The organism is Bacteroidia bacterium (assembly GCA_040880525.1).
Lineage (GTDB): Bacteria > Bacteroidota > Bacteroidia > CAILMK01 > JBBDIG01 > JBBDIG01.
The window spans coordinates 45,196-57,474 of sequence record JBBDIG010000038.1 but is presented as its reverse complement, the minus strand read 5'-3'; the positions used below and the strand labels follow the sequence as shown (position 1 = coordinate 57,474).

9 protein-coding genes are annotated in these 12,279 nt (G+C 45.8%); 4 read left to right on the top strand and 5 right to left on the bottom strand.

The annotated features are described in order from the left end of the window. Positions 1-262 precede the first annotated feature (262 nt). The 5 genes from WD077_11195 to WD077_11175 all read right to left on the bottom strand — a co-directional run bounded on the left by WD077_11195 (position 263) and on the right by WD077_11175 (position 7,829). Positions 263-1,933 (bottom strand): peptide MFS transporter, encoded by a 1,671-nt coding sequence (locus WD077_11195; protein MEX0967795.1) that lies wholly within the window; start codon positions 1,931-1,933, stop codon positions 263-265. 148 nt (positions 1,934-2,081) lie between these two features. After that, entirely contained in the window at positions 2,082-4,211 is a 2,130-nt protein-coding gene (locus WD077_11190) for a peptide MFS transporter (GenBank protein MEX0967794.1), read from the bottom strand. 316 nt (positions 4,212-4,527) lie between these two features. Then, positions 4,528-5,022, bottom strand: coding sequence for a hypothetical protein (locus tag WD077_11185; protein ID MEX0967793.1), 495 nt, complete (start codon positions 5,020-5,022; stop codon positions 4,528-4,530). Beyond that, positions 5,019-5,597: a PDC sensor domain-containing protein gene (locus tag WD077_11180; GenBank protein ID MEX0967792.1), complete on the bottom strand. Its 579-nt coding sequence runs from the start codon at positions 5,595-5,597 to the stop codon at positions 5,019-5,021. The genes WD077_11185 and WD077_11180 overlap by 4 nt, the downstream gene beginning before the upstream one ends. 15 nt (positions 5,598-5,612) lie before the next feature. Continuing rightward, entirely contained in the window at positions 5,613-7,829 is a 2,217-nt protein-coding gene (locus WD077_11175) for a S9 family peptidase (GenBank protein ID MEX0967791.1), read from the bottom strand. Positions 7,830-8,093: 264 nt separating this feature from the next. Between WD077_11175 and WD077_11170 the strand changes: the two genes are divergently transcribed. The 4 genes from WD077_11170 (at position 8,094) to WD077_11155 (ending at position 12,274) form a co-directional block, all read left to right on the top strand. Then, positions 8,094-9,497, top strand: coding sequence for an FAD-dependent oxidoreductase (locus WD077_11170; GenBank protein MEX0967790.1), 1,404 nt, complete (start codon positions 8,094-8,096; stop codon positions 9,495-9,497). A 417-nt stretch (positions 9,498-9,914) separates the two neighbouring features. Then, positions 9,915-10,634, top strand: coding sequence for a (Fe-S)-binding protein (locus WD077_11165; protein MEX0967789.1), 720 nt, complete (start codon positions 9,915-9,917; stop codon positions 10,632-10,634). A gap of 33 nt (positions 10,635-10,667) precedes the next feature. Then, complete coding sequence (locus WD077_11160) at positions 10,668-11,759, top strand: Ldh family oxidoreductase (GenBank protein MEX0967788.1); 1,092 nt, start codon at positions 10,668-10,670, stop codon at positions 11,757-11,759. A gap of 14 nt (positions 11,760-11,773) precedes the next feature. Then, positions 11,774-12,274 (top strand): cupin domain-containing protein, encoded by a 501-nt coding sequence (locus WD077_11155; protein MEX0967787.1) that lies wholly within the window; start codon positions 11,774-11,776, stop codon positions 12,272-12,274. The last annotated feature ends 5 nt before the right edge of the window (positions 12,275-12,279 follow it).

The following is a 12,279-nucleotide window of genomic DNA, read 5'->3' as shown; positions in this document are numbered from 1 at the left end:
CAAGGAACGCACAAGGTTCACGAAGTTTTATATTCTTTGTGTCCATTGTGAAAACCCTTGGTGTACATTGTGTTAAAAAATATTAACCACCAGGGACACAAGGAACGCACAAGGTTCACGAAGTTTTATATTCTTTGTGTCCATTGTGAAAACCCTTGGTGTGCATTGTGGTAAAAAATATTAACCACCAGGGACACAAGGGATGCACAAGGTTCACGAAGTTTTATATTCTTTGTGTCCTTGTGGTTAAAAATCGTTTATCCTAATGGATCCCGTGCATCATTCTGCTTAGTGGTTTCGTCAGCAAAAAGAGGAGCAATGAAGCACCCCCGATTCCGAAAATCCCCCACACAGCATACATATCACTGAATGCATTCAGGGTCTCAAAAACATTGGCAGTTTCTGCATCGGGCACCGATGTGAGTTTTCCCAGTTCGGCTGCTACTTCATGGGCCAGCGCCATGGAAAGAAACCATGCGCCCATTACAAAACCCACAATTCGGGGAGGAGAAAGCTTGGACACCATGGAAAGGCCCACGGGAGAAAGACTCAACTCGCCCATCGTATGCAGCATGTACATTAATACCAGAAAAATGAGGGGCACAAATCCATTTCCCGCAAAAAGTTTGGCTCCGGCCACGAGCACCACAAAGCCGAGGCAAAGTTGTACCAGCCCAAGCACAAACTTCATGGGCGTGGTGGGTTCTTTCTTTCTCCGGCTCAATTGTATCCATATCCAGGAAAAAACCGGAGCCAGCAGCATAATGAAGAGCGGATTCAGGCTCTGAAAAATGGGTGTGGGAATGGGTTCCGAACCGAATATGCTCCGGTCTACATTGCGCTCTGCAAACAGCGTAAGCGATCCACCTGCCTGTTCAAACAATGCCCAGAACATCATGTGGAAAAAGAAGAGCACGATCACCACCTGAAGCCGCTGGCCTTCCACCTTGTTGTCAGTGTTAATGCTGTAAAAGAGCAGATAGCCAATTATCAAAACTGCGATGCCGATCATCACCCATTTCATAATGTCATTCTCATTGAGCACAGCGGCTGCTATAAATACGCTTACCACCGCGCCAAGAATAATCAGAATATTCCGGCTCATTCCCAGGAACACAGGCTTGTGCAATTCCTCGGGATTTGGAGGCAAGCCCTTTTCCCGGCTTATGGATGGTTGTTGTTTACGGGCCAGATCCTGATCAAGAATTTCACCCATCGAAGGCTGCGATTCGTAGCCGGACGAGTCCTCATCGCTCATGTCCTCATCTATGGTCAATCCTTTCATGTTGAACCAGAACATCACCAGGCCTACCAGCATTCCAAAGCCTGCCAGGCTGAAACCCCAGAACCAGCTTACTTCCATCCCGATGTACCCGCAAGTGAGGGGCGCCAGGAATGCCCCGATATTCACGCCCATATAAAAGATCGTAAAGGCTCCGTCTTTCCGTGGGTCGTTCTGCTTATAAAATGTACCGAGGAAGCTGGAAATATTGGGTTTGAAAAAACCATTGCCCACGATAATGAGACCCAGCGCCAGGTAGAAAAGTAAATGCTGGCCTTCAAATCCCAGTACAAAATGGCCGAGCGCCATAAATACCCCACCCAATATTATGGAGCGCCTGAAGCCAAGTATTTTGTCGGCAATTATTCCTCCCAATACGGGAGTGGCATAAACCAGCGCCATATAGGAACCGTAAATTCCGTAAGCCTTCGTGTCGGCCTCGCCCTTGTCCATTTCCGAGAACAATTCCATCACCATATAAAGCATGAGGAGCGAGCGCATTCCATAAAATGAAAAGCGCTCCCACAGTTCGGCAAAAAACAGTACGAACAACGCTTTGGGATGAATTTTCCGCTGCGATAAAATAACCACCGGAACCCAGATAATGACGAAGATCCAACCGAAAATGAGCAATCCTAATCCTAAATCCATCGAACTTATTATTAAAATTCAATCAGTAATTTGCAATTTTATAATGCAAATCCTTCCTTATCTATTTTGATTAAATCAATGATAAATGAAGGAATTTAATTAATTGATTTTATTGGGTTAAATGGTAGCGCCATTTTTTTAAGAATTATTAAATCTCTCCCGGATTCTTCTTGTCTTTATCCTGGATGTCAGAGATCTCATAAGGTTCATGCTCTTCGTGGCTGGTGCCTTCTTTCTCTTCAGCGCCATGCGTAAGTTTTTTCAGCTTGCGCAGGAATGCCAGCAAGAGCAAACCAAACACTGCGGTAAGCAGAAAAATGGAAAGGAAAGTCCAGTATTCGCGCTGGTTCTGTAATTCAAATATTTGTACCTGGGCTGTGTATCCGGCAGTTGTGCCGGGCGCTTTTTCCTTCATCTCCTTTTCCCGCTCAAAATCCAGGATGGCTGTAAGTTCCGGCTCTTCTGCCTTCACCGCGCGGCCGGTCAGTTCCTCACGGCCGCCATCTTTCCATTCAATAAACCGGTTGAAGTCGGTGCCGTCCTTCATCAGAATCACCTGGCCATTTTCAATTTTCACATCAGCCACGATTTGAAAATTTTGTGATTTATTGATGATGGAATCCGGCACATAGGCCAGCATCTGATCGCGGGAGGCGGTGAGTTCAACTTTTACGGGTTCGGCCTGGGCTGCTTCGCCTATGGCTCCGGCTACTTTATTTCCCAAACCGGTCGCGGCAAAATAAAGTCCCATCATGATGGAAACATATTTTACCGGTGCCAGCTTTGTGATGAATGAAAGGGCTACCGGAGAGGCGCAGAGTTCGCCAATAGTGTGGAAAAAATAAGCGAGGATCAGGAGGATTAACATTCCCTTAGCGCCCACAAAATCATCAGCCTGCTTGGTGGCCATAGCCATAAAAATGAATCCTGCACCCATGATGATTGTTCCTGTCGCCATCTTAAAGAGCGATGAGGATTCTTTGCCCCGGTGCTTCCACCACAGCCAGAAACCGGCTACAATGGTTCCGAAGATGATGATAAACAGCGCGTTGACGGACTGAAATACGGATGCAGGAATGAGGTAAGGATCTGTGAGTTCCAAATATCTTAAAACGGTGTAGCCAATGCCCAATAACGCTCCGATCACGTAATACAGCACCTGCGTATCTTCCTTGCGCAAGGTGCCGATAACACCCCGAATCAGCAGCAGCGCTGTACCTGCATAGAACAGAATGTCCAGAACAGAGATCGAAACGAACCTGTCAATTTTCTGCTTTGTGTAAATATTCATCAGCCCACCGGCCTGTTCGAATGCTCCCCAGAAAACGATGACGATGATAAATGAAAGCAGCAGCACAACCAGCCGGTCTTTATCCTTGGAGTCTACATCCTTGTAGATCATCATCAGCATACCAGCCGTAATGGCAAGAAATGCGAACAAGGCGGCATAAGCCCATCTGTCAAATCCTTCAAAAAGAAAGAGTCCCATCAGAATTCCCCCTATCAGCAACACCGCTGTAATGGCCAGTTGCACCGGACTTCTGAATAACCTTCTGAAGAGCTCTCCCAGCGAAGTGTCTTCGGCCCTGTCAGCATGAATGATGGATTCATCTGGATGCGGATCACTGCCGGGGGCCTCTCCCACCCCTCTGAGGTATTTCTGGCCCATCATGTAAACCACCTGCCCCAGCAACATTCCTATTCCTGCAAGGCCAAAACCGTAGTGCCAGCCAATTTTCTCTCCCACATATCCTACGATGAGGGATGAAAGGAATGCACCCACGTTTATCCCGATATAAAAGATGGTAAAGCCGCTGTCTCTGCGTTCATCTCCGGGCTTGTATAAGCCGCCCACCATCGTGGAAATATTGGGTTTCAAACCTCCCACCCCAATGATGATCAGCGCCAGGCCTGTGAAGAATGCCCACGGTGCATCTACCGCCAGTATTCCGTGGCCCGCACATAAAGTAAGGCCGCCCAATAGCACCGTCTTTTTCTGTCCGAGCCATTTGTCTGCTATGATACCCCCCGGAATGGACATTACGTATACGAGCATCGTATACCAGCCGTATAGCGCCAAAGCTCTGCCTTCGGCCCAGCCGAGCCCGGCATTTTGGTCAGCGGCCGAACTGATGATATACAGCACAAGGATGGCGCGCATTCCATAATAACTGAACCGCTCCCATAGCTCTGTGAAGAAGAGGATGTATAATCCTTTTGGATGGCCCCATAATTCTGAACGGTCAATTGGCAGGGCATTCTGATTTACTGTGCTCATTAAGAAGTATAGATTTAAAATTGGTTAGGATAGCACCCAATGAGGATCAGGAGATCTTGCTGCAAGCGCAAACGTATGAATCGGCTGATGATCGCGATCAATTGAGTGAATTGTAAATTGAGGGGCTAAAAATAGAAAAAATACAGACAGAACTTTTAAAACCTATGATTCTTTAAATTTTTAAAATTCATTTTGAACAGGTAATAAAATATAGCGGTCGCGGGCTTTCTCAAGGTTAAAGGATAAAACATCAGCCAAATACCCTGATCAAATCACTAGAACACGGAACCCGGAACCCGGAACCCAGAACTGCAACTCAGGGAAAAGAAAAATTAATTTCCCTCAATATTTCCAATAAAGGCTGGATGGGAGATGGTTGGACAGTCAACTCCATTGAAACGGATTTTTGGAAATCGCCACGGGTAACCTGCAGGGTCTCACCTACCCGGTCATCGCAGGTGGGGCAGCCAATAGTATCCTGCATCCGGCTTAGGTGGTTGTAGGGAATAGCGGCTCTCAGCCTCTGCCACTGTTCTTCGGTCACCTCCTCCGTGATTCGTATTTCAGGAAAAACCGAGTCATTCGGTCCTGATTTAATGTAGGTTACGGTTCCCGGGCTGAGGATGATTTCTCTGGTGCAATAACCTGCACAGGTGTTCAGGAAATAGACATGGCGAATCTCAATGTCGTTTCCAAGCAATGGATCTTTTTTGCAGGACGGGACAAAGCAGAGAAGGAAGCAAGGCAACACCCACAAAAGCCTGCGGATAGCCCATATCCTAGCTACATTAAGAAAACTGCTTTTCGTCATTCTGCTGGAATTTCCGGTTCCGCAGAATGTTCGTATGATGATTCGTATTGAGAAGGCTTGTAAAATACCACCAGCGTTCCCAGTCGCGTATCGAGACCCATTACCGGAGCCACAATGGCAACATCTCCTCCTTCACGTTCAGAAAGCGTAATCTCACCGTCCTGCAGCAAGGCCGCATCATACCACTCAGAAAATGCCGCGTTCTCAGTCTTTTTATCGGTAGAGATCAGAATCTGCCCGTCATTATCCACGAGCATAACCTGCTGTATGTTCTTTTCTTTCACGAACTGCGACAGGTATTGATTCACCTGCTCCAGGTTATCGCGCATCATCTCAGCCCGAACGGCCCAGGTGAGTGGCTTCACCATCAGGCGGGCATGTTCCTTTTGCTCTTCCCTGAATTTACTCTCAAACTGCCGCTCCATTTCCAGGCGCTCCTGACCAAAATCTTCTGTAAGATTTTTTATCTCATTATTTTTAAATACCCAAATACCTGCGGGCACCAGGATTATGATCAATATTAAGATCAGAATCCAAATCCACTTTCTGCTTTTGCTTTCTGTTTTTTCTTCCATTATGCCAGGTTTTCCTTAAAGATTTGAGAGAAGGTAATCTGTGATTTTCGTAAAAAGATGGAGCCTCGTATAGCCGCCATATATCCCGTGGTTTTTATCAGGGTAAAATTCAGAATCGAACTTTTTGTTCCGCGCTATTAATTGTTTTATGAGTTCCAGGCTGTTCTGCGGATGCACGTTGTCATCAAAAGTTCCATGCACTATCAGGTAGTTTCCTTTTAACTGATCTACATAGGTAAGCACTGAACTTTCTTTATACCCTTCAGGATTTTCTTCCGGTGTGCGCATAAACCGCTCAGTATAAATATTATCGTAAAAACGCCAGTCAGAAACCGGGGCCACAGCCACAGCAGTTTTGAAGAGCTCATTTCCTTTCATTATGCAAAGGGAAGCCATGTAGCCACCATAGCTCCAGCCAAATATCCCGATCCGCGAGGCGTCTACATATTCAAGGTTGCCCAGGTATTCGGCTGCCGCCATTTGATCTTCCACCTCATACTTGCCCAGGTTCAGGTAGGTCATCTTCTTGAAATTGCTGCCGCGCGCGCCAGTCCCGCGGTTATCCACAGATACTACGATATACCCTTTGGAAACCATGTATTGAAACCACATTTCATTATAGCTGCTCCACTGGTTTTCCACTGTTTGTGAACCGGGGCCGCCATATACGGTCATCAACACCGGGTATTTGTTTTTTTCTTTGAAATCAGCAGGTTTTATCATCCAGCCGTTTAGCAGTGTCCCGTCAGGGCCTTTAAAGCTGAAAAACTCCTTTTCCGGCAGGTCATATTCTGAAAGCACTTCGCGGAGTTCATTATTCGCCTCCACCTCTTTTACCATAGCTCCGCCCGACTTCCTGATAGCGACAACGGGCGGCTCGGTGGCTTCGCTCCAGTTGTGGATCATATAGTCAAACGTTTTGCTGAAGGACACATCGTTCCAGCCCTTTTTATGTGTCATCTTTTTCGGGCCTTTTCCGTTCAGCTTCACGGAGTAGATGTATCGCTCCAAAGGTGATTCCTCAGCACTTGCATAGTAGAGGGTTTTATCATTTTCAGCATATCCCAGGAATTCGGTCACGTCCCATTCACCGCTCGTGATCTGGCGTTCCAGGTTTCCCTCATTGTCATATAAATAAATATGGTTGTATCCGCTAAGGTCAGATGTCCACAAAAAATCGTTTTCCGGAAGGAAAGTAAGATCGTCTGTAATGTCAATATAGGTATCGCTTTGCTCGGTCAGGACCACCTCAGAAGTGCCGGTGACGGCATTGGCAAAAACCAGTTCCTGCTTATTCTGATGACGGTTCATCAGTTGTATTGAAAGCACATCCGGCTCGCGGGTCCATTTTATCCTGGGAATGTATTCGTATTCATCCCCCAGAGCCACCTGCGTGTTTTTGCCGGTTTTTAAGTCGTAAATCCAAATGCTCACCTTGCTGTTGACGGCTCCTACCTTAGGGTATTTGTAGCGGTAAGATTCAGGATAAGCACTGTTCGTGTACTTTTTCAGCATGTATTCCTGCACCTCACGCTCGTCAAATTTGTAGTAGGCAATGCGGGTTCCTTCAGGGTTCCATTCATAAGCCTGCACCAGCTTGAATTCCTCCTCATAAACCCAGTCGCTCGCCCCGTTGATGATCTTGTTTATTTCGCCATCCTTTGTGATCTGCGTCACTTTGTCGTCAGCCAGGTTCTGGACGTAGAGGTTGTTGTCCTTCACAAAAGCCACTTTATCTTCCGGGGCCGAGAGGTTCGGATACATTACCAGTTCCTCCTCCATAATGGGTTTTGCCAGGCGGTTGTCCTTGTTCCAGAGATAATACATTGCCTTAGAAGAATGCCGGTAAAGCGGCACAGTACCCGTTTCCAATATCACCGTCTTTTCCGATTCAGAAAGGGCAAGGTCATCGAAAATAATGTCGGCTACAGTTCCGGTCAGCCATCCGGTCGTAAATAGCGTATCTACTTTATCGCCATCATATTGGTATCGCAGCAGAGATGAGCTGCCAGAACTGAAGTCATTATGCAGCCTGGCAAAATGCTTCCCATCGTTCAAAGGCCTTATGCCCGTCATTCCTTTGGGATAAAACTTCCCTGATGCCCAGATATCCTGTAGCGTCAGTTCCTTTTTTTCACCATTCTCATTTGCATTATCCTTTTTCTTCTTCTGCGCGCGGGCAGGGTTCACTGCAATCAACAGCACAAGTAAAATTATCCAGGACCGGTTCATTCTTTTATTTTTGAGTTGTGCGCCAAAATTACACGCTTTGCATTCAATTTGTCTCCCCGGCCTCTCATCCATTTGATGTAAATGGTTAATGAACGATACCTGGGGTGTGTAGGGCTCTTTTCCATTAAATATTTTTTCACTGAATTTCCCGATGCACCGTCTGCCAAATATCAATAGAAGGACGGAAAGTTGTAATTTTGCCGTTTTTTTTAAGTTTCAAATATTTATTTAAAATTTTATCTGATCAAATAGCGATTATAAAAGATGAAGAAAATTGCCGTTATCGGAGCCGGCCCGGCAGGGCTTACTGCAGCCTGCCGGCTTACCAAAGCCGGCTACCCGGTGGATGTGTATGAAGCCAGCGAACATGTTGGAGGCATGTGCAGAACTCTAAAGCTTTGGGATTATGAAGTGGACCTGGGTCCCCACCGTTTTTTCAGTAACAACAAAATGGTAAATGACTTCTGGTTTTCAATGGCCGGAAATGATTACCATTTGGTCAATCGTTTAACGAGAATATATTATAATAAGCAATTTTATAATTATCCTGTTAAAATTTTAGAAGTGCTCAGAAAAACGGGTTTTATAAAATCGGCTGCTATTTTAAATAGTTTTTTATTAGGCCAGATAAAGCCAAATAAAAACCCGGAAAATTTTGAAGAATGGGTGAGCCACAAATTTGGAGAGCAACTTTTTGAGATGTTTTTCAAAACCTACTCAGAGAAACTTTGGGGCGTGAAGTGTACTGAAATTGATGTAGATTTTGCTGCACAGCGAATTAAACAATTTTCTCTGGCAGAGGCCATCAAGAATGGATTAGGGCTAGTAAATGCACGCAAGCATAAAACCCTCGTTGATAATTTTGCCTATCCACAGCACGGCACGGGCATGATCTATAAAAACATTGCGGCAAAAATTGTGGAGCAGGGCGGGAAAATACATTTAGGACAACCGCTCACTAAAGTATTGAGCGTAGATGATGACAAAATGAAGTTAGGATTTGCGGATCATCAGGAGAAAGAATATGATCATGTGATTTCCAGTATGCCTCTGACGCGGCTTATAAAATCCTTGCCAGGAGCGCCTCAGGCTGCATTGGAGGCTGCTGATAAATTGAAATTCCGCAACACGATTCTGGTTTACCTGCTTGTGGAAGGAAAATCTCTTTTTCCCGATAACTGGCTGTATATCCATGCTCCCGAACTGAATACAGGACGCATAACCAACTTCAGAAATTGGTCGCCCGGCCTGTACGGAGACCTGGAAGGAACCGTGCTTTCTCTGGAATATTGGTGCAATTTTGAAGATGAGATATGGAGCCGCGATGACAGTAAAATTGCAGAAATGGCCATTAAGGAATTGAACATGACCGGGCTAAACAAAGGAAATAAAGTGGTTGACTGGCATATTGAGCGCGTTCCCAATTGCTATCCAATTTATTTAACCGGGTACAAAACCATTCTCCAGCCCGTAATTGATCATATTAACAATGTAAAACCTTTGCAGGTAATTGGCAGGTACGGTGCATTTAAATACAACAACCAGGATCATAGTATATTAATGGGATTGCTGGCTGCTGATAATATTATTTATAATAAAAATCATAACCTTTGGAAAGTAAATACAGATTATGATTCCTACCAGGAAGAAAGCGGAATTGATGATTAAAACTAAAACTGTTCAAAACGGATGATTTTTTAATTCTTTTAATTATTAGCATTTATTTATTAAATTTTAAAATATTAGTATTCAATTCTAAATTTGATTCTTCTGTATAATATTAGAAAGGCGCTCAAATGTTCTGGTATTTTGCTTTTTAGCTACGGAGCAGGGCATTGAACAAGCGCCCATTGGGAGATTTAGTTGGCGGTTATATACATTCCATAATATTCATAGTAGAACCATAAATTAGAAAGATAAAAAATAGTCTTATTCTAAACACTGTGGAAAACACAAGAGCGCTAAAATTTCCCGGGCTTTGTTCAGGTGTATTCAATCCTTCATTGATTCTTGCATCTTTGCGAGCGTTTTTACCGGCTGCCTCAAAACGGTATCCGGTATATGGAATCATTATAAAAAGTACTTGTGACCGCTAACATCTTTATCCCGTGCTTCGTAGATCAATTATTTCCGGAAACCGCCTTTAACATGATCAGGGTTTTGCGGAAAGCCGGCTGTAAAACGCACTACAACCCGGAGCAAACCTGCTGTGGACAACCCGCTTTCAATGCAGGCCACAAAAAAGCAGCACGTGAGGTTGCACTAAAATTTCTCGAAGAATTCAGCAGCAATCATTTTGTGGTGGCTCCTTCTGCTTCGTGCGTGGGCATGGTACGGAGCTATTATACTGATCTGTTCAAGAATTCATCAAGACACAACCAGTGCAAACAATTGCAGAGCAACATCTATGAGCTTTCCGAATTCCTGGTAAAGGTGCTGAAGGTGGAGGATCTCGGTGCTTCGCTTCCCGGCAAAGCTACCTACCACGATTCCTGCAGCGCCCTTCGCGAATGCGGAATTAAAGCAGCCCCGCGGAAGTTGCTGGCAAATGTGCAAGGACTGGAACTTGTGGAGATGAATGAGGTGGAAACATGCTGCGGATTCGGAGGCACCTTTGCCGTAAAATTTGAATCCATTTCTGTGGCGATGGCCGAGCAGAAAGTAACCCACGCCCTTGAAACCGGTGCCGAATATCTGATATCAACCGACCATAGCTGCCTGCTGCATCTGGACGGCTACATTCGTAATAAGAACCTGAAGTTGCGATCACTTCATATTGCGGATGTACTTGCTTCCGGTTGGTGACGCATTTTCAATCTACCATTAGATTTTTCTCAAATGAACTCAGAAATATATTTTGCTGATCCTGATAAACTCCTGGATTTTACACGTCATATTTTCCTGTCTGCCGGATTTAATGACAACAAGGCCACGATCGCAGCCACGGTGCTTCAGCGTGCAGATCTGCGCGGCATTGATTCGCATGGAGTAGCACGGCTGCCGGGATATGTAAGGCTGATAAAGCAGGGCCGGATTCTGCCAGACGCTGAAACGGCCATTGTGCACGAAACGCCTGGCACCGCTCTGGCCGATGGTAACAAGGGAATTGGCCTCGTGATAGCCGGAGAAGCGATGGATATAGCCATTGAAAAAGCCAGAGCGGTGGGCTCCGGATGGGTAGCGGTAAAAAATTCCTCGCATTTTGGCGTTGCCGTAGCCCATGCCGAAAAGGCGCTGAAGCATAATATGATTGGCTTTGTGCTGACCAATGCAAGTCCGTTGGTTTCGCCAGCCGGAGGGATCACACCCCTGTTCGGAACGAACCCGGTATGTGTTACGATTCCCGCAGGAAAATTTCCACCTGTTATAATAGATATGTCCACCACTGTGGCAGCCAATGGCAAACTGGAAATTGCGCAGCGCAAGGGCGGAAATATTCCGGAGGGATGGGTTCAGACGCGGGAGGGCCTGCCATCAAATAATCCTGATGAACTCAAGGATGGAGGGACATTGCTGCCGCTGGGTGGAGATCTGTTGCATAGCAGCTATAAAGGATATGCACTGGGTGGCTGGGTTGATATATTCAGCGGGGTATTGTCCGGAGCAAACTTTGGCCAGTGGGTTCCGCCCTTCGTATCTTTTCTTGATGTACATCGCGAAGAGGTGGGCCAGGGATTAGGCCATTTTGTGGGTGCCTGGCGCATTGATGCTTTCCGGCCGGTTGAGGATTTCAAAACTTCGATGGATATATGGATTGAGCATATCAAAAAATCAAAGCCCGCACCGGGGGTGGAACGGGTCCTGATTCCCGGAGAACCGGAAGCAGCACATGAAGCAACACGTATGGCAAAGGGAATTCCCCTGCACCCAAAAGTTGTGGAAGGTTTATCTGAACTTTCAAAAGAATACAAAGTAGAATTGGCGATTTAAAATTTGAATATCTGATGGAAATCCGGACGATTATTGAGTGGCTTCAGCTTTTGCCGCACCCCGAAGGCGGTTTTTATCGAGAAGTCTATCGCAGCCTGGGAAATATCCCTCAGCAGGCCTTAGGTCCGCAATTCAGCGGCAGCAGGAATTATTCTACAAGCATTTACTTTCTGCTCACTTCCGAAAATTTTTCTGCTTTCCACCGGATAAAGCAGGATGAAATTTGGCATTTCTATCAGGGCTCAGCGATTCGCATTCATGTTATTTACCCCAATGGTGAGTACCGGCCACAGGATGTAGGGCTGGATTTTGAGGTTGGCGAGCTTCCTCAATTCGTGGTGCCTGCCGGTTGCTGGTTTGCCTCTTCGGTAAAAGATGCAGATTCCTTTTCGCTCACTGGCTGCACCGTATCGCCCGGTTTCGACTTTGCTGATTTTGAACTGGCTGACAGAGGAGAGCTGACCGCAACATTTCCTCAACATGCGCAAATTATTGAGCAACTGACACGAATCTGATCTTT